This window comes from Fictibacillus phosphorivorans, assembly GCF_001629705.1.
Classification (GTDB): Bacteria; Bacillota; Bacilli; order Bacillales; family Fictibacillaceae; genus Fictibacillus; species Fictibacillus phosphorivorans_A.
In genome coordinates this window covers 393041-418717 of sequence record NZ_CP015378.1, presented here as the reverse complement: position 1 = coordinate 418717, position 25677 = coordinate 393041, and the positions used below count along the sequence as shown (strand labels likewise).

At 40.6% G+C, this 25677-nt stretch carries 21 protein-coding genes; 10 read left to right on the top strand and 11 right to left on the bottom strand.

Annotated elements, in window-relative coordinates; translation table 11 throughout:
* The first annotated feature begins 65 nt into the window (after positions 1 to 65).
* Both ABE65_RS02185 and ABE65_RS02180 read left to right on the top strand, forming a co-directional pair.
* Positions 66 to 1307, top strand: a complete 1242-nt coding sequence (locus ABE65_RS02185) for a glutamate-5-semialdehyde dehydrogenase (protein WP_156499232.1) — start codon at positions 66 to 68, stop codon at positions 1305 to 1307.
* A gap of 106 nt (positions 1308 to 1413) precedes the next feature.
* Positions 1414 to 2376 (top strand): nuclease-related domain-containing protein, encoded by a 963-nt coding sequence (locus tag ABE65_RS02180; protein ID WP_066391021.1) that lies wholly within the window; start codon positions 1414 to 1416, stop codon positions 2374 to 2376.
* A 490-nt stretch (positions 2377 to 2866) separates the two neighbouring features.
* Here ABE65_RS02180 and qoxD read toward each other — a convergent pair whose 3' ends face one another.
* The 5 genes from qoxD to ABE65_RS02155 all read right to left on the bottom strand — a co-directional run bounded on the left by qoxD (position 2867) and on the right by ABE65_RS02155 (position 8610).
* Positions 2867 to 3289, bottom strand: a complete 423-nt coding sequence (gene qoxD, locus ABE65_RS02175) for a cytochrome aa3 quinol oxidase subunit IV (RefSeq protein ID WP_066391019.1) — start codon at positions 3287 to 3289, stop codon at positions 2867 to 2869.
* On the bottom strand, positions 3282 to 3902 hold the full coding sequence (gene qoxC / locus ABE65_RS02170) for a cytochrome aa3 quinol oxidase subunit III (protein WP_066391016.1): 621 nt from the start codon (positions 3900 to 3902) through the stop codon (positions 3282 to 3284). The genes qoxD and qoxC overlap by 8 nt, the downstream gene beginning before the upstream one ends.
* A gap of 14 nt (positions 3903 to 3916) precedes the next feature.
* Positions 3917 to 5857 (bottom strand): cytochrome aa3 quinol oxidase subunit I, encoded by a 1941-nt coding sequence (qoxB, locus tag ABE65_RS02165; protein WP_066391014.1) that lies wholly within the window; start codon positions 5855 to 5857, stop codon positions 3917 to 3919.
* Positions 5858 to 5875: 18 nt separating this feature from the next.
* Positions 5876 to 6850: a cytochrome aa3 quinol oxidase subunit II gene (gene qoxA / locus ABE65_RS02160; RefSeq protein ID WP_066391013.1), complete on the bottom strand. Its 975-nt coding sequence runs from the start codon at positions 6848 to 6850 to the stop codon at positions 5876 to 5878.
* 407 nt (positions 6851 to 7257) lie between these two features.
* Positions 7258 to 8610 carry an L-cystine transporter gene (locus ABE65_RS02155; RefSeq protein ID WP_153238292.1) on the bottom strand — a complete coding sequence of 451 codons (1353 nt, stop codon included), beginning with the start codon at positions 8608 to 8610 and terminating at the stop codon, positions 7258 to 7260.
* 373 nt (positions 8611 to 8983) lie between these two features.
* On the opposite strand from ABE65_RS02155, the gene ABE65_RS22005 reads away from it, so the two are divergent.
* Together ABE65_RS22005 and ABE65_RS02150 are read left to right on the top strand one after the other, a co-directional pair.
* Complete coding sequence (locus tag ABE65_RS22005) at positions 8984 to 9145, top strand: hypothetical protein (protein WP_194270820.1); 162 nt, start codon at positions 8984 to 8986, stop codon at positions 9143 to 9145.
* Between the two features lie 140 nt (positions 9146 to 9285).
* Positions 9286 to 10842, top strand: coding sequence for an ABC-F family ATP-binding cassette domain-containing protein (locus ABE65_RS02150; RefSeq protein ID WP_066391011.1), 1557 nt, complete (start codon positions 9286 to 9288; stop codon positions 10840 to 10842).
* 40 nt (positions 10843 to 10882) lie between these two features.
* On the opposite strand, the gene ABE65_RS02145 is transcribed toward ABE65_RS02150, so the two are convergent.
* Together ABE65_RS02145 and ABE65_RS02140 are read right to left on the bottom strand one after the other, a co-directional pair.
* Positions 10883 to 11860: a nuclease-related domain-containing protein gene (locus ABE65_RS02145; RefSeq protein WP_066391010.1), complete on the bottom strand. Its 978-nt coding sequence runs from the start codon at positions 11858 to 11860 to the stop codon at positions 10883 to 10885.
* Between the two features lie 271 nt (positions 11861 to 12131).
* Positions 12132 to 14042: an ABC-F family ATP-binding cassette domain-containing protein gene (locus ABE65_RS02140; RefSeq protein WP_066391007.1), complete on the bottom strand. Its 1911-nt coding sequence runs from the start codon at positions 14040 to 14042 to the stop codon at positions 12132 to 12134.
* Between the two features lie 419 nt (positions 14043 to 14461).
* On the opposite strand from ABE65_RS02140, the gene putP reads away from it, so the two are divergent.
* Positions 14462 to 15937, top strand: coding sequence for a sodium/proline symporter PutP (gene putP, locus ABE65_RS02130; RefSeq protein ID WP_066391003.1), 1476 nt, complete (start codon positions 14462 to 14464; stop codon positions 15935 to 15937).
* A 40-nt stretch (positions 15938 to 15977) separates the two neighbouring features.
* Here the strand turns inward: putP and fni are convergent, their stop codons facing one another.
* Genes fni through ABE65_RS02115 form a run of 3 tightly spaced genes read right to left on the bottom strand, consistent with a single transcriptional unit; the run spans position 15978 to position 18630 of the window.
* A complete protein-coding gene (gene fni / locus ABE65_RS02125) occupies positions 15978 to 17021 on the bottom strand; it encodes a type 2 isopentenyl-diphosphate Delta-isomerase (RefSeq protein ID WP_066391001.1) in 1044 nt (347 codons plus the stop codon).
* A complete protein-coding gene (locus ABE65_RS02120; protein ID WP_066390999.1) occupies positions 16981 to 17526 on the bottom strand; it encodes a glycosyl-4,4'-diaponeurosporenoate acyltransferase CrtO family protein in 546 nt (181 codons plus the stop codon). The genes fni and ABE65_RS02120 overlap by 41 nt, the downstream gene beginning before the upstream one ends.
* Positions 17527 to 18630 carry a glycosyltransferase family 2 protein gene (locus ABE65_RS02115; RefSeq protein ID WP_066390996.1) on the bottom strand — a complete coding sequence of 368 codons (1104 nt, stop codon included), beginning with the start codon at positions 18628 to 18630 and terminating at the stop codon, positions 17527 to 17529.
* A gap of 258 nt (positions 18631 to 18888) precedes the next feature.
* On the opposite strand from ABE65_RS02115, the gene ABE65_RS02110 reads away from it, so the two are divergent.
* The 5 genes from ABE65_RS02110 to ABE65_RS02090 all read left to right on the top strand — a co-directional run bounded on the left by ABE65_RS02110 (position 18889) and on the right by ABE65_RS02090 (position 24454).
* Positions 18889 to 20394 carry a phytoene desaturase family protein gene (locus ABE65_RS02110; RefSeq protein WP_066390994.1) on the top strand — a complete coding sequence of 502 codons (1506 nt, stop codon included), beginning with the start codon at positions 18889 to 18891 and terminating at the stop codon, positions 20392 to 20394.
* Positions 20395 to 20396: 2 nt separating this feature from the next.
* Complete coding sequence (locus ABE65_RS02105; protein WP_197480330.1) at positions 20397 to 21236, top strand: carotenoid biosynthesis protein; 840 nt, start codon at positions 20397 to 20399, stop codon at positions 21234 to 21236.
* A 5-nt stretch (positions 21237 to 21241) separates the two neighbouring features.
* A complete protein-coding gene (locus ABE65_RS02100) occupies positions 21242 to 22348 on the top strand; it encodes a glycosyltransferase family 2 protein (protein WP_156499101.1) in 1107 nt (368 codons plus the stop codon).
* Positions 22345 to 23838, top strand: a complete 1494-nt coding sequence (locus ABE65_RS02095; RefSeq protein WP_066390992.1) for a phytoene desaturase family protein — start codon at positions 22345 to 22347, stop codon at positions 23836 to 23838. Before ABE65_RS02100 ends, ABE65_RS02095 begins: the two co-directional genes overlap by 4 nt.
* A 112-nt stretch (positions 23839 to 23950) precedes the next feature.
* Positions 23951 to 24454: a GNAT family N-acetyltransferase gene (locus ABE65_RS02090; RefSeq protein WP_066390991.1), complete on the top strand. Its 504-nt coding sequence runs from the start codon at positions 23951 to 23953 to the stop codon at positions 24452 to 24454.
* A 378-nt stretch (positions 24455 to 24832) separates the two neighbouring features.
* Here the strand turns inward: ABE65_RS02090 and ABE65_RS02085 are convergent, their stop codons facing one another.
* Positions 24833 to 25675 (bottom strand): phytoene/squalene synthase family protein, encoded by an 843-nt coding sequence (locus tag ABE65_RS02085; RefSeq protein WP_066390990.1) that lies wholly within the window; start codon positions 25673 to 25675, stop codon positions 24833 to 24835.
* Positions 25676 to 25677: the final 2 nt, after the last annotated feature.

The window sequence follows — 25677 nt, the reverse complement described above, 5'->3', positions numbered from 1 at the left end:
TAAGAATGAGTTTTTAAAATACAAGGAGGCGTTGGATGAGTACTTTTAAAAGTACAATCAAAAATATGAATGTGAAAGACCAAGCAAAATTAGCACAAGAAGCTTCAAAACACCTGGCACTACTTAGTGAAGAAGAAAAAAATGAAGCATTATTGGTAATTGCGGATACGTTAGAAAGTGAAACAGATTACATCTTAAAAGAGAACGAGAAAGATCTAGTTAACGGGAAGGAAAAGGATTTCTCAGAAGCCTTGATGGACCGTTTACGCTTAACAGAAGACCGCGTTAAAGAATTTGCAAACGGGCTGCGTGAGGTCGTTGAGTTGGAAGACCCTGTCGGTGAAATACTTTCTGACTGGACACTTGATAACGGACTTAATGTAGAGCAAGTTCGTGTACCATTAGGTGTAATCGGAATGATCTATGAGGCACGTCCAAACGTAACGGTGGATGCAACAGGACTCGCCTTGAAGTCAGGTAACGCAATCGTATTAAAAGGTGGATCAAACGCTATTCACTCAAACTCTGCAATCGTTTCTGTGATTCATAAAGCGTTAACAAAAACAAAAATCCCTGAAGCTGCCGTACAATTTATTGCTTCTACAGATCGAGAAGCCGTGGGTCAATTATTTACTATGAAAGAGCATATCGATGTATTAATTCCTCGTGGTGGCGGTAGCTTGATCAAAACCGTTGTTGAGAATGCTACAGTTCCAGTCTTAGAGACCGGTGTCGGCAACTGTCACATCTATGTCGATCAGTTTGCTGATTTGGATAAAGCTCTCTCTATCATGGAGAACGCCAAGACAGATCGACCGGCTGTTTGTAATGCGGCAGAAACCTTTATTTTTCATGAAGCATGGTTGAATGAGCACGCTGAACTAGTTTCCGCTCTTTTTGAAAAGCACGAAATTGAAGTGCATGGCGATGAAAAGGCAGCAGAGTTATTACCAGATGTGATACCTGCCAATGAAAAGGATTGGGCAGAGGAATATTTAAGTTTAGCTGTTGCTGTTAAAGTTGTTAGCTCTGTCGAAGAAGCAGTAGCGCATATTGAACGTTATGGCACAAAGCATTCAGAAGCTATCGTAACTGAAAATCCAGACAACGCCATCACTTTCTTAAACAGTGTTGATGCAGCTGCCGTTTATCATAACGCATCTACTCGCTTTACAGATGGCTCTGCGCTCGGTTTTGGAGCGGAAATCGGTATTTCCACACAAAAACTACATGCTCGCGGTCCGATGGGGCTACCAGCACTAACGACGATTAAATATCGTATGAGGGGTGACGGGCAGGTTAGGTGAATATTTGTTTGTGTATGCAGTCCCTTAGAAGGGGCTGTTTTTTTGTTGGAGTTAAGAAGGTAAAGTTGGGGTGGTGAGAGAATTTTTTTTATAAAGGAGGTCGTTTATGTTAGTTAAAGATCGTGGAAAGTCTATTAGGATAAGAAAGCTTGAAGTTATGCAACGACGAGTGATTAAGCTTCACCCCAAATATTTAATCATGGAAGATGAATTAAGTGGAAGATTAGCCGGACATTTTGGTGAGCAGTCGAATGATTACTTTTTAAAACCATTCAGGAACTTTTCTGTTATGCACGATTTGAGGCTTACAGCACATGAGAGTTACTTTCAGATCGACACCCTGCTTCTCTCCCCTCGATATCTATTGAACCTCGAAGTAAAATACATTACCGGAACTTTGATTTTTGACCATCTCAACCAAGTCATCAGAGTAAAGGATGATGGGTCCGAAGAAGCTTTTCGGAATCCTATTTTCCAAGTAAAGCGCCAACAATCTCATCTCATTGAATGGATGACAAAAAACCGAACACCTCCCATTCCCGTTCGCTCGCTAGTAGTCATGAGCAATCCGAGAACCATTATTAAAGCCCTTCCCTCAAATAAAGATGTCCTTCATTATATTACCCATAGTCCCTATTTGCAGGAGAAAATTAAAGTAATTGATAAGATGTATACGGACGAGAAGCTTACGATAAAAGAGGTCAATAAACTCTCCAAGATGCTTGTTCGACATCATGTACCTGAAAACCCTGATCTTTTAAAAAGGTATGGGATTGAAGACAAAGATATTATCAAGGGCGTTTATTGTACGGAGTGTTTTTATTTGCCTGTTGTGCGAAAAAAAGCTGTTTGGCTTTGTCCTAAATGTTTGCATAAAAGTAAAGACCTTCACCTTTATTCACTTTCTGATTATGTTCTTTTGTTTGGAAAAAGCATAACTAATAAACAGTTATGTGAGTTCCTATGTCTTTCATCTAGGCATATAGGGAAGCGCCTACTAAATGATATGAACTTACCTCATACAGGTGGAAAGAAAGGAAGAGTTTACACTTTACCTGATCCGTATTGAGATTCTTCATGAGTCAATGACATACTTCTCGAATCGCTCACAAACCTCTCGAATCGCTCATAAACTTCTCGAATCGCTCATAAACTTCTCGAATCGCTCATAAACTTCTCGAATCGCTCATAAACTTCTCGAATCGCTCACAAACTTCCCGAATCGCTCATAAACTTCTCGAATCGCTCACAAACTTCCCGAATTGCTCACAAACTTCCCGAATCGCTCACAAACTTCTCGAATCGCTCATAAACTTCTCGAATCGCTCATAAACTTCTCGAATCGCTCATAAACTTCTCGAATCGCTCATAAACCTCTCGAATCGCTCATAAACCTCTCGAATCGCTCATAAACCTCTCGAATCGCTCACAAACTTCTCGAATCGCTCATTAATCCACAGTTTACTTAATACAATCACGTGTAAAGGCCACCAATAAATAAAAAAAGCCTCCTGCTAAAGAAACAATCCCTAGCAAGAGGCTTTTAAAATGATTAATTATTATTCGTGACTCCCATGTTCACCCGAATCATGCTCACTACCTCCACCATGATTCTCATGGTTTTCAGTATTCGGTGCATGCTGATCTTTATCGTGCTTTGCGTGACCTGCTGTCATTACCCAAACTGAACCGATTACGATAACGATCGCAACGAATGCTGCAAAGAGGATGTTACCGATCTGAACACGGCTCGTCAGGTTACTCTTAGTCGAGTTCTCTGTTACGTGCATGAACATCAAGAGTTGAAGAGCAGCTTGTAAGAAAGCAAAACCGAAAATAATAATTAAGATCCAAGTCAACGATAGATCTGTTTCTAGTGCAATCCAAAGTGCGAACAATGTGAGCACGATGGATAAAACGAAACCGATTAAATGCTTCCACGGAAAGCCGTGGTGTTCATTAGCTACAGTTTTATTAGCCATGATGCGTCACCATCCCCATCAGATAAACGGCTGTGAAGATAAAGATCCACACTACGTCTAAGAAGTGCCAGTAAAGACTGGTGATGAAAACTTTTGCAGATGTAGCTGGCGTTAAACCACGCTTAGCTACTTGAATCAAGACCATCGTTACCCAGAAGATACCGAACGTTACGTGGGCACCGTGAGTACCAACCAGAACGAAGAACCCTGACCATGCTGCACTCGTACCGATGTTTGCACCTTCATGAATGAAGTGTAAGAACTCTTGAATCTCGAAGTAAAGAAATCCTAAACCAAGACCAAGTGTAATCGCCATCCATGTGATCAAACCTTTTACATTTTGACGGCGCATCTCATGCACCGCTAGTCCGCAAGTAAAACTACTTGTTAAGAGCAAGAACGTTTGAATCAATAAACTTTCTACCTCGAACAGTTCACCAAGAGCCGGACCGTCAGCAACACGGTGAGATAAAACCATATAAGTTGCAAATAATGTCGCGAACAACGCGATTTCTGCCCCTAGGAAAATCCAGAAACCGAGAATATTTAAACGCCCAGTCTCCGAACGATACTCTAAAGGCGTGTTGGGGTCGTGTGTTTCTGCATGTGCCATTTTTTCACGCCTCCTTATTTAGAAATCTTTTCTGTTTCGATTACTTCTTCAACACTTACATAATAACCATCATCATACTCAAATGAACGATAGAACAATGTTCCAAACACACCGATAATTCCAAAAATCGCCATCCACATCCATTCGAATACCATTCCGAATCCGGCAACAAAGAAGAAGGATGCCATGATGAAAGGAACACCAGAGTTACTTGGCATATGAATCGGTTTAATATCTTCAGCTTTTAGCTTCTCAACTTTTCCAGCTTGCTTTTGTCTCCAGAAGTGGTCAAGACCTGTAACTTCAGGAATCTTAGCAAAGTTATAGAATGGAGGCATTGCTGTAGGTGTAGACCATTCTAAAGTACGGCCATCCCAAGCATCTCCAGTTGTTTCGCGCTTCGCGTAACGGAAGCTGTAGTACATGTTGTAAACAAGAATTAAGAATGCGATACCCATCATGAATCCACCAATTGTAGATACCATGTTCAATGGACCCCAGCCAGACTCTTCGCTGTACGTGTAAACACGACGAGGCATACCGTCTAGACCAAGGAAGTATTGTGGGAAGAAACATACGTTAAATCCGATTGTGAATACCCAGAATACCCATTTACCGATACGTTCGTTCAGTTTGTAACCAAACATCTTCGGATACCAGTAGATCAAACCAGCGAAACAAGCAAATACTGTACCTGCGATCAACACATAGTGGAAGTGAGATACTAGGAAGTATGTGTTGTGGTACTGATAGTCAGCAGCTGCCATTGCTAGCATGACACCTGTAACACCACCGATTACGAAGTTCACGATAAATCCGAGTGACCAAAGCATCGGGGTCGTAAATTGAATCTTACCTCTGTACATCGTAAACAACCAGTTAAAGATCTTAACCCCGGTCGGTATACCGATCGCCATCGTTGTGATGGAGAATACAGAGTTAACAAGTGCTCCTGAACCCATCGTAAAGAAGTGATGGACCCAAACCAAGAAACTGTAACCTGCGATTAAAAGCATAGACCAGATCATGGCTTTGTAACCGAATAGCGTTTTTCTAGAGAACGTAGAGATGATCTCTGAGAACATACCGAACGCCGGTAGAATTACGATATATACCTCTGGGTGACCCCATAGCCAGAAAAGGTTCGCCCAAAGCATATCCATTCCTGCCCCTTGTAGAGTGAAGAAATGGCTGCCGAATAAACGGTCAAATGTCATAAGTGCTAGTGCTACTGTAAGAATCGGGAAAGCGAAAATTATGATAACCATTGTTACAAGAGATGACCAAGTGAACATTGGCATACGGAACAATGTCATTCCCGGCGCACGCATCTTAAGGATCGTTACTAAGAAGTTAATACCCGTTAAGAGCGTACCAATACCTGCAATCTGTAGACCGAGCAGATAGTAGTTCTGTCCAGGTCCTGGACTGAGCTCGTTACTCGCAAGCGGCATGTAACTCGTCCAACCTGCTGATGGAGATCCACCGATAACGAATGAGATGTTGAACAACATCGCACCAATAAAGAACGTCCAGAAACTAACTGCGTTTAAATAAGGATAAGCTACGTCACGTGCTCCAATTTGTAATGGAACAACGACGTTAATCAAACCGATCAAGAACGGCATCGCCATGAAGATGATCATGATCGTACCGTGTGTTGTAAAGATTTCGTTATAGTGCTGTGAATCGAGGAACTTAGCCTCTGGAACCGCTAGTTGTGTACGCATTAAGAGGGCATCTACCCCACCGCGGAACAGCATTAAAACAGCGGAAACGATATACATGATACCGAGTTTTTTATGGTCAACTGTTGTAAGCCATTCGTCCCACAACCATTTCCACTTTTTATATTTAGTAAGATAGAACAGGATACCCACCATCGTAAGTACGATGGATACGTCAGCACCATATATCATCGGGTCGCCTGTTACGAAAAATTCATCCCATTTCATATTGAAATGCCTCCTCTGTTAATGGGCATGAGAATCCCCATGAGACTCTGATTCTTCAAGCTTCTTCATCTCTTCTTCACGCTTCTTCTTTTCTTCCTTCCCTGCTTTTGAGTGAGGAAGCTTCTCTTCATAACCTAAACGTTCGCGAGCATCTAATGCGTATTCAGGGTTTTTAGCATGATCTACCCAATCTAAGTGAGTAGAAGAGAAAGTCATTTGTTTCACGTGACCAGGAAGCATAAGCTTGTCGTACTGCCCCTTCGAAAGCTCAGGAGCATCAGCTTTTGTTTCACTTGCCCACTTATCAAACTCTGCATCAGACATAGCCATAACATCAAACGTATGGTTAGTAAATCCTTCTCCTGTAAAGTTAGAGTTACGTCCTTCATACGTCCCTTGCTCATCAGCTTGCAGATAAAGCTCTGTCTCCATGCCAGCCATCGCATACTTCTGACCACCCAACTGAGGTACCCAGAACGATGCCATCGAATCAGCTGAAGTTAGCTTGAACAAGACAGGTCGATCTTCAGGAATGTGAAGATAGTTAACTGTTTCAATATCTTGCTCTGGATAGGAGAATACCCATTTCCAGTTTACAGACGTTGCATGAATCACCAACGGCTTTTGATCTTTCGACTCTTCAGGAGGTCCTTCAAGAGAATAGATACTCTTTACCGTTGGAATCGATAATGCGATAACGATAATAATAGGAATGATCCACCAGATCGTTTCAAGAAGATGACTTCCTTCATTATCAGGATCATATCCTTTATGGTTTTTGCGATCACGGTATTTATAAACAATAAAAGCAGTAAGTGCGTAAACAACTAGTAGGATAAATAACATAAACCAGATGGAATACATGATCAGATCCCTCTGTTCTGCTCCTACAGGTCCTTTTGGATCTAAAACAATCATATCGCTGCAGCCGCTAAGCATAAATACGGCCATCAATAACCCGAATGTAAAAAACGGCTTCAACCGTCGCATCACCAGGTCCACCTTCCTTTCTCTATTTACAAGCATTTACTTTTGCCTAATAAAAACGAACCAAAAGTGATTATAGAGCATTGTGAACTAAATCACAATGTAAAACATAGGCAAAAATTTAAATGACAAAAACCTTTGCTTTCATAGTACCAGAATCCTAATAAATGTGACTCTATCCATATCAAATGTCACGATTACTTCAAATAAAGCTCACAAGTTTATCACAGTTTCGACATAGAATGTTCACGATTTTGGAAGAGACTTCTTTCAATGGAAAACAGTCTTGAGCTTTTTAAAAGTTCAGTTTTTACTTTTTACCCTAAATCCCATCAACGTACACCTGACTATGTAAAATTTACAAATAAAAAACGACCTTGCCTCCTTCAGACAAGATCGTTCATATTTATCTCTTATGCACTTACTTCTACTTGATTATCGGTGTCATTATAGACATTCGTATCAAGCTGATTTTGAATCTTACTTGTTAAAAGTCCTGAAGTCATGGAACCACTAACGTTTACAGCAGTACGCCCCATGTCGATCAATGGTTCAACAGAGATCAATAATCCTGCTAAAGCGATAGGAAGGTCCATTGCGGAAAGTACAAGGATCGCTGCGAACGTCGCTCCACCACCAACACCTGCAACACCAAACGAACTTAGTGCGACAACGACAACAAGTGTTAATAAAAACGATGGAGACAACGGGTCGATTCCGACAGTTGGAGCAATCATAACCGCTAGCATCGCCGGATAGATTCCAGCACATCCGTTTTGTCCGATAGAAAGACCAAATGAACCTGAAAAGTTTGCGATTCCGTCAGGTACACCCATGCTCTTTTGCGTACGAATATTTAAAGGAAGTGCTCCTGCACTCGTACGAGAAGTAAAGGCAAAAGATAGTACCGGGAATGATTTCTTCATATAAGTAATTGGATTCAAACCTGCAAACGTTAAAAGCAGCAAGTGAATTCCGAACATGATCAATAAAGCAACATATGAAGCAATGACGAACTTCCCTAGTTTTGCTATCGCATCCATATCGCTAAGTGCGACTGTTTTTGTCATGAGTGCTAGAACCCCATAAGGAGTTAGTCGAAGAATCAACGTTACTACACGCATGATTACCGCATAGAAGGCATCAACAATCTTAGCAAAAAGTTCTGCATGCTCTTCTTGCTTACGTTTTACTCCAAGATAAGCTACTCCTAGGAATGCTGCAAAGATAACGACAGCGATCGTTGAAGTCGGACGCGCTCCTGTAAAATCTAAGAACGGGTTAGCTGGTAATAAAGAAAGAACTTGTTGCGGAAGCGTTAGATCTTTCACTTCTGCAAACGTACCCTCCATCTGCTCACCACGAGCCGTTTCCGCATCTCCTTGCTCGATCTGTACAGCTTCAAGATCGAAAACAGTAGAAGTCGCAATTCCGACAACAGCAGCAATTGCAGTTGTACCTATTAATATCCCGATGATCAATCCACTAAGTTTTCCGATGTTACCTTTTAAGTTCAGACGCGTAAACGCTGAAAGGATTGAAATAAATACGAGTGGAACAACAATCATTTTTAAGAACGTTACATAACCGCCACCGACTAGATTGAACCAGTCCGTCGATTTAGCAGCAACCTCAGAATCTGCTCCATATCCGTACTGAAGTCCGAGCCCGAACAAAATCCCTAGTCCTAGCCCCGTAAATACACGCTTTGAAAATGAAACGTGCTTTTTTTGCATGTAATACAAAACACCCAATAGAATAAGCATAATTGCGATATTCGATAAAACTAAACCAGTAGTCACCTACAAGCCCCCCTTTAGTTAGCTAAAGTAAAATTAATACAATTAAACCCATCTGTCAAGTAGGGATTACCAGCAGGATGTTTTTTTAGCGTCCACCTCCTCACACCAAAAAAGACAAGCTTTAAAATAATTAGCGAGTCATTAGTGTGTTTATGCTAAAGTCTCAGGTGAAATATTTAGTTGTGATACAGATATATTCAACTTAAAACTAAGATATGCTTGTTTTTGTAACAAATTCTTATGACTTGGTACTATTTTTTGCTCGCATAATATTTCTAATTATAAATTCTCTTCCTCGAGGGCAAAATATCCTTTAAAGAGATGAGGAGTGAAATACATGGCACGTGGAAAATCGTTCGAACATAAAAAACAGGGTCATCCAGGAAGGTTTCCTGAAAACACCCTTCAAAACCGGCTGGTTGAAAAAACTGATGAAACAGACTCAGTGAACCTTGCTACAAAAGAAGCATTTAAGAATCGAACTGGTGAACAGGAATAGATAGCATCATGGCACTCTTGGAAAATCTTCCATGGGTGCTTTTTCTTTTTTAAGATTACGTATGCACCTATTGAGTTCCGTCCCCATTCAATACTATAATCAAGAGGGTACAAATTACTGACAGAAAAGGTGTTATATAGATGAGTATTTTAACGGTGCAAGGCTTAAGCCATGGTTTCGGCGATCGTGCCATTTTCAATGATGTTTCCTTCCGCCTGCTTAAAGGTGAGCACATCGGTTTGATCGGCGCTAACGGTGAAGGTAAATCAACGTTCATGAATATTATTACAGGCAAACTAAAGCCTGATGAAGGTAAAGTAGAATGGGCTAAAAAGGTACGTGTCGGCTATTTGGATCAGCACACGGTTCTACAAAAGGGCATGTCGATTCGTGATGTGTTGAAGAGCGCGTTTCAATATTTGCTCGACATGGAAAATGAAATGAACAGCATGTACGAAAAAATGGGTGAAGCGACACCTGAAGAACTTGAAAAGATGCTTGAAGACGTCGGTGTGATTCAAGATACGTTAACGAACAACGACTTTTACGTAATCGATGCGAAAGTTGAAGAAATCGCGCGTGGACTTGGTCTTGATGATATCGGCCTAGACCGTGATGTACACGATCTAAGTGGTGGGCAGCGTACGAAAGTATTGCTTGCTAAGCTTCTATTAGAAAAACCAGAGATCTTATTGCTGGATGAACCGACAAACTATCTGGATGAGCAGCATATCGAATGGCTGAAGCGTTATCTACAGGAGTACGAAAATGCGTTTATCTTAATTTCGCATGATATTCCTTTCTTAAACAGCGTTATCAACTTGATCTATCACATGGAAAATCAAGAGCTGAACCGTTATGTAGGAGATTATGACCACTTCAAATCTGTTCATGAGATGAAAAAATCTCAGTTGGAAGCAGCATTTAAACGTCAACAGCAAGAGATTGCCGGATTGAAGGATTTCGTTGCACGTAATAAAGCACGTGTTTCCACTCGAAACATGGCCATGTCTCGACAAAAGAAACTGGATAAGATGGATGTTATCGAACTTGCCAAAGAGAAACCAAAGCCAGAGTTTAACTTTAAAGAAGCGCGTACACCGAGCAAGCTGATCTTTGAAACGAAAGATCTTGTTATCGGATATGACGAGCCACTTTCTAAGCCGTTGAATCTGCGTATGGAACGCGGTCAAAAAATCGCTTTAGTCGGTGCGAACGGTATCGGTAAAACGACATTGCTAAAAAGCATTCTTGGTGAGATCACGCCTGTTTCAGGTTCTGTTGAGCGCGGTGAGAATCTAGAGATTGGTTACTTCGAGCAAGAAGTAAAGTCAGCGAACTATAATACATGTATCGATGAAATCTGGAGCGAGTTCCCTGGTTTCTCTCATCATGAAGTTCGTGCTGCTCTCGCGAAGTGTGGTCTAACAACAAAACATATCGAGAGTAAAGTAGAAGTGCTCAGTGGTGGAGAAAAAGCGAAGGTTCGCCTTTGTAAGCTAATCAACCACGAAAACAATGTTCTTGTTCTCGATGAGCCGACAAACCATTTAGACGTAGAAGCGAAAGACGAGTTAATGCGTGCCTTGAAGGCTTTCAAAGGCAGTGTCCTATTGATCTCCCATGAACCTGAATTTTATAAAGAAGTTGCAAATGACGTCTGGAACTGCGAAAGCTGGACGACAAAGGTGTTTTAATTCTGAGACCCTCACATTAGTGGGGGTTTTTAATTTGGGTTTATTTTGGTAGTGGGATGGTGTACGTTGCGGCTTTTCTTGAGCCGTTGGGTTTAAGATTCATACTATAGAGGAGTTTTTTTAGTGATGATTGTGATTCCATGTGTAGAAACGTGCGTAGATCTTTATTTTTGACTACTGGACTAAATAATAGTGCGTAATCTAGGATTGCTTTTTTATGAGCATTAATAAAAGTTTTAGAACAGCTTGTACATAACCAGTTTCGTTTTATTCTGATTAGTGCGACCTGAGTACAGTTTGGACAAAAAGCGCCAGTTAAAATTTCATCACGATGAATATTGAACAATTTTAAAATATTAGGATTAAGCGGAGTATGTTCTTTTAAGAGCAGAGAAGAAATCTTTTTTATTTCTCTCTTTTGAAGAATAACTTCAGCTTCCAACTTCTCAATTTCTTTGATTTTGTTAGATAAGGTCCTACCTCTTATGATTTTTCGAGCATTTTTTCCGTACTTTGGCGAAATTCGAATATAAGATTTTGGATTCGTTATTACAACTAAGGTATGAATAGGTATTAGGGGGGTTTTATGTTTAATCAGCCAGTTAGATAGATGTTTCTTTTGTATTTCGACTTGATTTACAGGGTCTGGGAAGGTTTCATCTATCCCTCCTCTAGTTCGCACAATCTGATCATATTGATGATCAAAATACAAATTCCCTATTAAGTTCTTAACTTCAATTATAATACAAAATCTTGGGTGGAGAATAAATGCGTCTAGTTGGAAATAAAGTTGATTGTTATCGTATCTGGGGATTCGCAAATCGTGGAAAATGTGGTAATCATCCTGTGGTAATTCAGAAAGGAAATAATCTAGCGTTAGTTCTCCTCTAAAACCTGCAAGATATTTTCTATAGTTGGTCTCAATCAGTTGTTTTTGAGTATGGTTTGGGAGAATTCTTTCTAATAAAACTTCAAATTTTAGTAATTTAAGTGGTTTGGTTCTAGTTTTTTTTATCAATTTATCACTTCCTCTTATACTTGGACATGAAAATTGATTCGCTAACTATGGTGTATAACCCTTTTTTAGTATTAGAAATTTTTATAGACCCTAAATTTGGTTTTATAGGCCCTAAACTTCTAGTTATGGGCCTTCAGAAAATTTTATGGGCCTTCAAGTAATTTTATAGTCCTTCAAAAATCATTTATAGGCTTTTCGACAAATAACGCCAATCCCCCTCCCCACAAAAAAACACCCCCTGCTAACAGCAAGAGGTGCCCACCAAATCATATCAACTATCCAGCTCTTCCACTAACAGAGAGAGCTCTTCCCATCGCTCCATCGCAGCTTCAAGCTCGTTCTCTACTTTCTTCTGCTCAGCCATAAGCTCGCTGATCTTGCCAAAATCGCTTCCTGCAGCAACAATTTCTGCTTCATAATGCTCTTTTTTCTCTTCTAAGTTCATGATTCGCTCTTCAATCGTATCCCAATCTTGCTGATCTTTGTACGACAGCTTTTTCTTCTTTTCTTTACGATGCTGTGAAGATGGTTCAGTCACCTCTTCAGACGAAGCCTCTTTCTTAACAGCAGCGGCCCGTTCATCACGCTCTTTCTTCTCGTCCATGTAGTCCGAGTAACTGCCTTGAAACCTTATAACCTTCGCGTTACCTTCGAATGCAAGGAGGTGATCGACGACACGGTCTAAAAAGTAGCGGTCATGAGAAACAGTCAGCACTACGCCAGGGAAGTTTTCTAAATACTCTTCTAGAATTCCTAACGTTTGAATGTCCAAATCATTTGTTGGCTCATCCAAAAACAACACGTTCGGCTCTTCCATTAACACTTTTAGCATGTACAAACGGCGTTTCTCTCCACCAGATAATTTACGAATATACGTATATTGCATATAACGAGGAAACAGGAATCGTTCGAGCATCTGTTCAGCCGTAATCGTCTGACCATCTACTGTTGTGATGACTTGCGCCGTTTCTTTAATATAATCGACAACGCGCAAATTGCCGTCGAGCTCTTCGTGATCTTGTGTGTAGTAGCCGATCTTAACCGTTTCCCCTACTTCAACGTTACCTGAATCAGGAGTCATTCTACCTGCTAACATATTTAACAAAGTAGTTTTCCCGCTTCCGTTCGGTCCTATGATACCAAGTCGTTCACCCGGAACAATTAAATAATCCAGGTCTTTAACTAGCTCTTTACCGTCTAAGCTTTTGCTCAAGCGTTCAACTTCAATCACTTTTTTCCCAAGTCGTTGTGAGCCGATCGCAAACTCAACAGAGCCTTTTACGGAAAGGCCTGTTTCTTCTTGCAAACTTTCCACACGTTGAATTCGTGCTTTCTGTTTTGTAGTTCGCGCTTTTGCACCACGACGTAACCACGCTAATTCGCGGCGAAGGGTGTTTTGTCTCTTGTCTTCGTTCTGAAGCGCGATTTCTTCACGTTCCGCCTTTTTCTCTAAGTACGTTTCGTAATTTCCCTCGTACACATAGAGTTTTCCATTATCGAGCTCAAAGATGTTGTTAGTTACGCGGTTTAGGAAATAACGGTCATGGGTAACCATTAATAAGGCGCCTTTATAGTTTCCTAAGAACGTTTCCAGCCACTCGACCGTTTCATTATCAAGATGGTTTGTAGGCTCGTCCAGAATCAGTAGATCTGCAGGTTGAATGAGTGCTTTTGCAATCGCCACACGCTTCTTTTGCCCACCGCTTAATTGCTTCACTTGACGAGAAAAGTCACGAAGACCAAGCTTTGTGAGCACCGTTTTTGCGATGGTGTTTGCTTCCCATGCCTCATTCTCATCCATCTTTTGTTGACTGTTCATCAAACGCTTCAGTTTCTTTTCGTCCGACGGGTCAGATTCTAGATCAAGTAAGGCTTGTTCATATTCACGCATCGTCTTCATGATGAGAGAATTTCCGAAATAAATTTGATCTAAAACGGATAACTCCTCGTCTAGTTCTGGTTCTTGCGCCACATATTCGATCTGAAATGTGTTCGCATGAGAGAGTGTACCTCGTTCAGCAGGTTCCAACCCAGCTATTGCTTTTAATAATGAGGACTTACCTGTTCCATTCGGTCCGATGAGTCCGATTCTTTGCTTGTCGCTGATTGAAAATGTGATATCGTCAAACAGCGTTTTTTCACCATATGTTTTATATAGATTTTCAACTAATAAAATACTCAAAACCGTATCATTCCTTAGGCTAATGTCTTTGCATTCTATTGTAGCTTAACCCTGTCAGAATAGCATCTTTCGGTTATGATTTGCATTCTTTTTAGAATTTTTGTTATAGTGTTAACCATGTTCTGAAAAGAAGTGGGCACGTTTTTTGCTCAAAACGGATGCCACCTATTTTCAATTCACACATCGGCTTTGCTTTTTTCTTGTAGTTGATGCTGGGTTTCAAATGAATCTGGCAAGATTTTAATGCGTTTATCGACCGCGCTTTTAACTTCAAGTTTTTTTCTGCTATTCCTCGCAAGCTCTTTTTGCAAATAAAAAGCTCTAAGAAACAACCTGCCAACTTTTTCATAAACAAGTCATCCGTTGAGCAAACTAACATGACCCATTTCATGAAAAAAGAAAAGGAGAGAAATTTTTACATGCAAACAGGAGTTATTATTTCTTTAGTTATTTACATGGCCGGTATGCTTTATATCGGGTACTGGGCTTACAAAAAAACATCTGATCTAAATGACTACATGTTAGGTGGACGGGGACTGGGTCCTGCTGTTACTGCGCTTTCAGCTGGCGCATCTGATATGAGTGGTTGGATGATGATGGGTATTCCGGGTGCGATGTTCACTGACGGAATAAGCAGTATTTGGATTGCTGTTGGACTCACAATTGGTGCTTATTTAAACTATCTTCTAGTAGCACCTCGCCTTCGTACGTATACAGAAGTTGCGGATGATTCCATTACGATTCCTGATTATCTTGAAAATCGCTTTAATGATACACAAAAAATTCTACGTATCGTTTCTGGGCTGGTTATTATTATCTTCTTCACACTTTATGCATCTGCTGGACTTGTTTCTGGTGGTAAGCTGTTTGAAAGTGCATTCGGTACAACTTATCTAACTGGTATGTTGATTACGGTTGGGGTAGTTGTAGCTTATACACTATTTGGTGGATTCCTTGCAGTAAGTTGGACTGATTTCGTGCAAGGCTGTATCATGTTCATCGCATTAATCTTAGTGCCAATCGTTGCATTTACAGACATTGGTGACTCACAAACAGTAATTGATACAATTCGCGGTGTTGATCCAACCCTTCTTCAAGTATCAAAAGGTTTGACCACTCTTGGATTAATCTCGTTATTAGCTTGGGGATTAGGTTATTTCGGTCAACCACATATTATCGTTCGTTTTATGGCTATCACATCTGTTAAAGACATTAAAACAGCAAGAAGAATCGGTATGAGCTGGATGATAATCTCTCTTATCGGTGCTTCTCTTACAGGATTGATTGGTGTAGCCTGGTTTGCTAGAGAAGGAAGAGAACTCGCTGATCCTGAAACCGTATTTATCGAATTTGCGAATCTGTTATTCCATCCGCTAATTACTGGTTTCTTATTAGCTGCCATACTAGCTGCAATCATGAGTACCATCTCATCTCAGTTGTTAGTAACTTCTTCTTCTGTTACTGAAGACTTTTATAAGCAATTCTTAAAGAAGAATGCTTCTCAGAAAGAACTCGTTATGATTGGACGTATTGCGGTACTAATTGTAGCTGTAATTGCAGTATTGTTGTCCTTGAACCCTAGTGATACTATTCTCAGCCTTGTAGGCTATGCATGGGCAGGATTTGGTTCAGCATTTGGACCTCTCGTCCTATTAAGCCTGTTCTGGAAGAAGATGACGAAATGGGGAGCTCTAGCAGGTATCATCGTTGGTGCTGTAACAGTTCTTACTTGGGTTCAGTTCCCTGATTTAAAAGAACAAGTGTATGAAATGATTCCTGGATTCTTCTTAAGCTTAATCGCCATTATCATTGTAAGCTTATTAACGAAAAATCCATCTAAAAAGGTTCAAAACCAATTTGATGACATGGAAGAGACACTTGATGAATTAAAATAATGGTAAACAAAAAGCGTTCCTGACTACAGGAGCGCTTTTTTTATATCTTCTTAATAAGACGATCTGAATGTGCGAGTTCTTCTATACGACCTGCACCTATACCAAACATGGCCGCACGCATCTCAAATTCGATTCGTTCCATCTGTACGAGCAGCGCTTCAAGGTCCTTTTCCACAGCTGATGGAAGAAGCAATCTACCAAATCCAGCAAGATTAGCTCCTAACGCAATCGTTTTTGCAGCGTCGACACCATTTTTGAGCCCCCCACTTGCAATCAATGGAGTGGAAAAATTATTTTTCCTGACCGCGAGGATGCTTTCAGCAGTCGGCAATCCCCAGTCTAGAAAAGCTTCCGCTGCTTCTTTTCGAATGCTGTCGTTCGAACGATAGCTCTCTACTTGTATCCAAGACGTTCCACCTGCACCCGCTACATCAATAAATTGAATTCCCGCGGATGTAAGGCGGTCAGCGGTTTTTTCGTCGATTCCCATTCCTACTTCTTTTACACCGACTGGCACATGAAGAGAATTTGCAATTTCTTCGATCTTAGAAAGCAAATGAAAAAAATTCGTATCGCCTTCTGGCTGGAACACTTCTTGTAATGTATTCAAGTGAAGAACGAGCATGTCTGCTTCAGCCATATCGACCGCCTGCCTACACTGATCAATCCCAAAGTCATAATTGAGCTGAACCGCTCCAATGTTCGCGATGATCGGAATATCAGGAGCATACTTCCTAATCTGAAACGTATAAGCAAGATCCTCGTTCTCAACCGCAGCCCTCATGGAGCCTAGGCCGATCGCCCATCCTTTTTCTTGAGCTGCCATCGCTAACTGTTGATTTATTTGATAGGCCGTTTCTGTTCCACCTGTCATGGAAGATATCAAAAAAGGCGTACGCATCTCTTTATTTAAAAATGTGGTTGAAAGCGAGATTTCATCAAATGATAACTCCGGCAATGCGTTAGGCATGAATCGATAATTTTCAAGTCCTGTCGTAATGTTCTTACCTTCAACATCTTCGTTCAAACTAATTCTAATATGTTCAGTTTTCCGCTTTTCCGTAAGGTCCTTCGAAATATCCAACAACGTTCCTCCTCTTCCGTTCCATTGTCTTATTCTTTAAATCCAGGATCCGAATCAGCCTGAACCTGTTATATCTTTGGATAAAGATAAAGGGTAGATTAAACAGAACGGCATACACAATCATGATGTTGCCGATCCAAACAGGGTTCCACAAGAAAAACAATAGAGCGGGCGGCATAGACAGCCAATGCGTTAATTCCGCACGGCGTGTTTCTGCTAAAAAACGAGCTAAATACTCTGAAGAATCCCCTTCTAATGTTTTCTTCGCGAACCCTCCCCGATAAAAATCACCACCATCAGGCAAGATGGTTTTCCATTTCCGTATTCCTATTTTTTCATACGATGCTCCACTGTTTTCCCAAGTAAATGGTGAGTCCCATCTGCTTTTTTTTGTAAAGTTAGAAAAAGGAATTCGATGAATGATATAAGCCACTGCTAAATGGAAGATGAGCCAAGCAAGTATATTGATCACTACCGTCCAAAACGGAGAAAGTTCAATCAGCATTTACACATCCCCTTTTTCAGAAACCGAAATTTCTCTACCTTTCCACTTTACTTCTTTTTTGATCACACTCAAAATAAAAGACCAGATGTACACCACAGAAAAGAACAAGAAATGAACTGGGTGTGATAAAGCGGAAAGAAACGTATCCGTTCCAATTCTCCTCATCAAGGTCTTAATCTGAACGGCATATAGCAGATAGAAGGTTCCCCATATCACTATTTCACTTATATCTTGAACCATTAAGAAAGGAAGTTGGATAGCAAGACTTATCCCTCCAGTAATCCATGCCACAGTCAACACCAATGGCATGAGTGGCGTTTTCGCTGAACCGAGCGCGAAACTTTTACACCACCCGGAAAATAGTGCTGAAAGACCTTCTGCATACATTCTGAAATAAACTGCCTTATATCCTGAGAAACAAGTAACGTTCACATCTTGATTAAGAGCTACTCTTCCCATTTCCATATGCTCAAGAACTTGATGCCTAATCCCTTCATGACCACCGATTTCTGTATAGGTTTTTCTATCGATCATTAGACAAGGACCAAACGCTCCAGCTGGTTTGTTTCGAAATAACGTAAAGCATTGCATGGCCGCCATAACGATTATGTTAAATAGCGAAGATAATTTTTCTCCGGTACTCTTCATCTGATGAAACGGTTGGACACTGATCAATCCCCCGCTTCTTTCCCATTCAGCGCATAAGCGTTCAATTCCGTCTCTCTCTATTTCTAGATCAGCATCTAAAAATAACAATAAAGAACCTGTAGCATGTTTTGCTCCATTCCAACATGCCCATGGTTTGCCTAACCAACCGGCTGGGAGACGTTCTGGCTTAACAACGGTAACACCGAACTCCCTAGCGACTTCTTCTGTTCGATCTTCAGAATCATCGTTAACAACAATCACTTCATGAAGTTTTATACTTTGGTTACTCAGCGTCGGCAATAAATTTTTTAAGTTTGCTTCCTCATTCCTTGCGGGAATAATAACTGAAACAGAATGTGGTTCATGGGGACCCTTAGCATTTAGCGTGCGAATATTCCATAGCATGAACCATCCACAAAGCCACATGATCGATAGATACAACAGGGTAGAAAACATGTCGACTGTCTCCTTTAGAAAAAAGTTATAGTTACAGCTTTGGCTTTGTATTCTTTTTTCAAACAATTCTTAAAAAAAGAGGAATTTTTGTATTCAGTCAAGAACTGAAAATAAAGAATCACTTATTGAATATGTTGAAAAAGCGTTCAATAATTTTACAATGGTTGTACATAAACTATACAATACAGAGGAACAGTCGTACAGCAACAGCTAAGAAACAACCTTAACCTTTCAATCCCAATACCGAGGAGGATTTTGATGAAGAAAAAAGTTTTAGTTGTAGGCGGCGGACTTGGAGGCCTATCAGCAGCTCTTCGATTGGCAGCTGATGGACATGAAGTAACTGTACTCGAAAAGAATGAACGTATCGGTGGTAAACTCAATCAGCGTTCTGGAAAAGGCTATACCTTTGATACCGGCCCTTCCATCTTAACGATGCCATGGGTGCTTGAACAGCTGTTCGAATCTGCTGGAAAGAACATTCACGATTACATAAACATCCAGCGTATCGAGCCACAGTGGAGAACCTTTTTTGAAGATGGCACTGTGATCGATGTGACGAGCGACCTTCCAGAAATGCTGAAGGAAATCAATAAAGTGAATCCGCAAGATGCTGCTTCATTCTTTAAGTATCTAGATTATTGCAGCCAAATGTACGAACTTAGCATGAAGAGTTTCTATAAGAAAAGTTTATCTGGATTGAATGATCTGCGTACTCTTCACAGCTTCAAAGAACTGCTTGCCATGGATCCTGTGAAATCAATGGACCAAGCAACGAAAAAGTTCATTAAAGACAAACACCTTCAACAACTATTTAATTTCTTCATCATGTATATCGGTTCCTCCCCATATCAGGCACCTGCCGTTCTTTCTCAACTGATTCACGTGCAGCTTGGCCTTGGTATCTATTATGTGGAAGGCGGAATGTACAAGATTGCTGAATCGATCTTAAGTGTTTTAAAAGAATATAACGTTGATGTTCGAACGAATCAAAAAGTAGTAGGAATCTTAACAGAGGGTACTACAGCTAAAGGGGTTAAACTTGAGAACGGCGAAGAGCTGTATGCAGATATCGTTGTTTCAAACTTAGAAGCCATTCCAGCTTATAAGACGCTTCTTTCGAACCATCCTCAAGCTAAAAAAGCCGCTGACGATCTCAGTAAATATGAGCCTACTGTTTCTGGCCTTGTCTTATTGCTTGGCGTTGATAAAAAGTATGATGAGTTCGCACATCACAACTTCTTCTTCTCTCAGAGTGGGGAAAGAGAATTTGATCAAATCTTTAACACGGGAATTCTTGCAGATGACCCTACAGTCTATGTAGGAATCTCATCAAAAACCGATCCGACGCAGGCACCTGAAGGAAAAGATAACTGGTTCGTCCTCACCCACGTGCCTCCTCTTAAAGAAGGTGAAACGTGGGAAAGCAACCTTGAGAGCTATCGTGAACTCGTCTTAAACAAGCTTGAGCGAATGGGAGCCAAAGACCTTCGCCAGCATGTTGAATGGGAATACACGTTCACACCTGACACATTAAAAGAACTATATGGACCGAACGGTGGCTCCATCTACGGTATTCGAACAGACCGTAAGATGAACGGCGGATTTAAAATTCCGAGTAGAAGCAACCAATTTAACAATCTATATTTTGTAGGCGGCTCTACACACCCTGGCGGCGGAGTCCCAATGGTAACTCTATCAGGACAGCTGACGGCTGATTTAATAGGTGAAGATTTAAAAAATGTTTCAAAGGAGATCGGGTAATATTGCAAACAGCACAGCAGCATGGCACCATCGATAAAGTCCTTTTTCGGTTCTTTATCTTTTGGTATAGCGTAGGATTAATACTTCTTGTTTTTGATATTCTCCCTCCTGCTCTTGAGTGGGCAAACAGTGTGTTTTTAATCGCATGCGGTGTTCTTGGAGGATTTTACTTTTATCGAACGTACGGTAACTTTGGTGCTATTTTTACTCTTTTCGTTCTGTTTGGAAGTATCATAGCAGAGAGTATCGGCGTCAAGACCGGTTTGATTTTTGGTCAGTATAATTATAGCGATCAGCTCGGTTTACAATGGTTAGGCGTACCAGTTGCCATCGGATTCGCGTGGGTGATGATTATTGCTGTCTCTCACGCGATCGCTGGTGGAATCGTTAAACCATTTAAAGGTCAAACAGCTATAAAAATACCACTCTATGTTGTTACAGGTGGTCTTATTGCTGTAGTCATGGATGGAATAATCGATCCTGTCGCATACCTTGTTAAAGGTTACTGGTTCTGGGATGGGTCTGGGATCTATTATGGAATACCGTTGCAAAACTTTGTTGGCTGGTTTCTTTTAGCTAGCTTCTTTCATATCACTTTAGTTACAGGATTGAATATTACTAAGAAAACTGCAACCACTCAGCATCCTTATTGGCATTCTCGTACGATCGCAGTGTTTTTGATGGTCACGAGCATGTTCGTGGTATTAGGAATAACTTCCGAGCTGTATCTAGCTTCAGTCGGTGTAACTTTTGCTAGCATCATCTTGTTGAGTTTATATCGAATAAACAATAAACCACTTTCTCTAAATCGCAATATAGCTTTCAGCCCAAGGGAAAGGTGATATCCATGGTACTCCTATTTATTACAGCTGCCACACTCTTTTTAGCAGCAACCCTATTTAATAGTCTCTTTTTACCCTCTCTAAAAAAGCCCTCATTCAGGGCTTCTCATTCAGAGAGGGTTGCTGTTTTTGTACCGATGCGTAATGAAGAGAATAACGTTGCGGGTCTTGTTAGCACTTTAAAAGGACTGACGCACCGCCCTATATCTTTTACCATATTGGACGATCATTCAGATGATGAAACCTATAACTTGCTATTAAAACACATCGATAACGATAGCCGTTTCAGCGTTTTACAAGGAAAGGAGCTTCCTTCTGGCTGGGCAGGAAAAGTCCATGCCTGTCACCAGCTTAGTCAAAGTGCAACAGGTGATTATCTTTTGTTTATTGATGCGGATGTTCGACTTCATCCCCATACGATTGAGACTTCACTCGCATTATTGAAGAAGCGAAAAGCTAGTCTATTATCTGGGTTTCCGAAGTTTCCTGTAACCTTATTTTTTGAAAAACTGATTGTACCGTTACAACATTTTGTTATTTTATTTCATCTTCCGCTTCTTTTTGCAAACTTTACAAAATGGCCTCCAGCAACAGCTGCACACGGTGCATTCATGTTGTTTAAGAGTAAGGATTACCATGCTATAGGTGGTCATGCTAGCATTAAGAATTCTTTAGTTGATGATGTAGACTTAGCCAAAACCATGAAAAGAGCGGGTTATAAAGTTGTTCTCGCTAATGTAACGAAATATGTTTCTTGTTATATGTATTCGACCAACAAAGAAGTATGGAATGGATTTACGAAGAACCTGTTTCCTGGACTCGGGCGTTCCATCTTTCTCGTTGTTTTCTTATCTCTTTTTTATACCGGATTTTACATAGCTCCTTTGTTTTTTTTCATATACGGCTTATTCACTGAACAACTGTTATGGTTGCTTCCTTACTTCATTACAGTTATTCAAAAGGCATACGTCGACCTGTTAACGGGACAAAAAGCTTATCTAGCCTTCACTATTCCGTTATCTGCATTAGGGTTAGTCGTGCTTGCAAATACATCTATGTGGAAAGCTCTGAAAAAGCAAGGCTACGAATGGAAAGGACGTTCTTATCAATGAGAAAAATCGCAATCGTCGGGGGTGGCCTTGGCGGATTATCGGCAAGTATCTCACTTGCTAGAAACGGTTGTGAGGTTCATGTATATGAAAAAAACGAGCATTTTGGCGGGAAGCTGATGCCTGTATCTTTAGGTACTCACACGTTTGATTTCGGACCGAACACCATCACCATGCCTCAAATATTTGATGAGGTTTTTTTGGATGCCGGTGAGGATCCTAGAGACTATTTCCAATGGATTAAATTAGATACGCATACTCGAAATTTTGGTAGCAATGGCGAGATTTTTGAGATGTCGACTGATGTGGACCATGTGATGAATCAATTGAAGAAACTCGATCCCTATGCGGCACAGCGCTATCACGACTATCTTTCTGAAGTGACTCGTTTGTATCATCTAGCAGAAAAAGAATTTTTTCCTAGGACCTTTACAAGTATGAAAGACTATCTTTCTCCCTCACTTTTTAATGCTTTTACAAAGGTGAGACCGCTGCAATCCATGGACAGCTTTCATCATAAATACTTTAAGCATCCGCTATTGCTGCAAACCTTTAATCGGTATGCCACTTACATAGGGTCATCACCCTTTCAAGCACCTGCTACCTTCTCTCTAATTGCTTATCTAGAAATGATTCAAGGTGTTTATTACGTAAAAGGCGGTAACGTAAGAATCGCTGAAAGCATGGTGCGATTAGCAGAAAAGCTTGGGGTACATTTGCATGCTGGGGTAGAAGTTAAAAAAATTAATGTGAAAGACGGAGAAGCAAAATCTTTAGTCCTTTCTAATGGTTATGAAGTGGCGTTCGATGCTGTTGTCATGAACGGAGACCTGCTTCAGGCGTACCCTAAACTCGTAGAAGAACGCTACAGACCTTCTATGAAGAATAAGAAAGTAGAGAGTTATTCTGCTTCAATCTCTGCGTTTGTTCTTTTAGTCGGCTTAAACAAACGGTTAGATAACCTGTTGCATCATCAAGTGTATTTCTCGAATGATTACAAACGAGAATTCGAAATGTTGTTCAACGGAGAATATCCTGATGACCCAACCATCTATATATCAAATTCATCGGTAACCGATCCTTCCGTTTCTCCTGATGGCGACAACCTATTCATATTGGTTAACGCGCCACCTATACAAGCTGGGACGAAAGAAGAAGACGCGGTGAGTTATGAGCGTTATAAAAATCTTATTTACGACCGCTTAGAATTGTTCGGTCTACATATAAGACCTCATATCCTTCATGAAAAGATGATAACCCCTCACGACATACAAGATAAGTTTGGGGCATTTCGAGGGGCGTTATATGGTATATCAGCAAATGAACGTAAAAATACGTTCCTTCGGCCTTCTAATCGTTCTAAAGACATCCTTAATTTATACTTTGCTGGAGGTACAACACATCCCGGAGGCGGCTCCCCGATGGTCATCATGAGCGGCCGCAATGTCGCCCGTGAACTGCTGAAGGGGTCAGTCCCCAAACAATTATCATAAATCAATGAAAACGAGCAAACGCGCCCGAAGCGTTTGCTCATTTTTACATTCATCTTTCATACTCTTTCCATTTTGTGGTACACTAATTTTTAAAAACATTGGGGGATATCGCATGGAAATTCGGCTCTTAAAACCCGAAGATGCGAAAGCATATTGGGAGCTTCGACTTGAGGCATTAAAATCAAATCCAGAAGCGTTCGCTTCAAGCTATGAAGAAGCGATACAAAGAAAAGACCCACTAAAAGAAGTAGCGAGCAGATTACAAGAAGAAGGCAGTTATACGTTCGGCATGTTTGATGAAGATCAGCTGATCGGCAATGTTACGTTAGTACAAGAAAAAGCTTTAAAGATGCAGCACCGCGGAAACATTTATGCCATGTATGTGAGCGCTGAGAATCGTAAAGCAGGCGTCGGACGATCTCTCATGAAAGCTGTTATCCAACACGCAAAAAGTATATCTGTTCTCGAGAAACTGAACTTAACAGTAGAAGCTAACAATGAAAAAGCAAAGAACCTTTACACTACACTCGGCTTTAAAACATACGGGTATGAAGAAAAAGCCCTTAAAGTGGATGGACATTTTCACGATGAGGAGCACATGGTGCTATTTTTATAGTATTATTCATGGTCTTTCCCTTTTAAGAGCATTTATCTAAGATTTAACCCTTTCTTTGTCCATTTACTCCTTAAATATGAACTAGGTTTGTACTTGTAACCTCTTTACGGATATACCGTCTAGGGTATGCAGCCCGTTAATACTAGAAATTCCACCTATAATTCTAGAAATTAATGAATTAATACGGCGAGATTCAAAAGTAATACGGCGAGTTTTACAGATATATCGGCGAGTCGACATGATTCGGCTCTTACTACACTGCTCTATACCCCTCTCTCAAAGAACTTGACCAACTTAAACAGAAACTTATAAATTCAAAAAGAGCTGATAACACAGGCAACAACCTGGTTTTCAGCTCTTTTTCTAGTATCTAGGTATTTATTTCACAGCGATCTGCTTCAAGAGAACTCCTTTTTCAGCACTTGATACAAATGCTCTTCCATTAAACACTTTATAATTCTGCTTACGAACTTTGTTTAGAATCTCTCGGTAATAAATCGCTGCTAGCTGTACAGGCATTCGTGATTCAATCGGATAGTGCTCTAACGTTTCATTGAATTTTGCATAAAAGACTTCTGCACGAAGCGCTATACTCTCCCATGCTCCAATAAAACGAGCATCCACCACTTCATTCTTCAAATCTTCTTCCGTATAACCATGTTCAGCCATCACTTTGGATGGAACATACACTCTGTCACGATCCAGATCTTCCGCAATATCTCGTAAAACATTTGTAAACTGCATGCCGATTCCGAGTGCGATTGCTCCTTCGCGAAGCAGATCTTTTTGTTCAGGAGCTAATATAGGTAGAAGCATTAAGCCAACAGTACTTGCAACATGGTACGAATAGATCTCTAGCTCTTCGACTGTATCATAATGGGTCTTATACAGATCCATTTCTTGGCCTTTAACCATATCTAAAAAGGCTTGATGATCCATCTCGAAGGTTTGAAAAACATCCTGCAGTGCGATCCACATTGGCTCGGCTGCAGGAATTTCACCTTTAAGAAACTGATTGAACTCTGCCTTAAAGACAGCTAGCTCTTCCTTAGGGCTCTCTCCCTCATCAACAATGTCATCGACTGTTCTGCAAAATGAGTACACGGCCCAAACGGCACGTCGCTTATCTTCTGGTAAATATGAAAATGCTTTGTAAAAGGTTTTAGAATGAACTTTAATGATCTCTTCACAATGAGAATACGATTCCTGAACCGTTACCAACT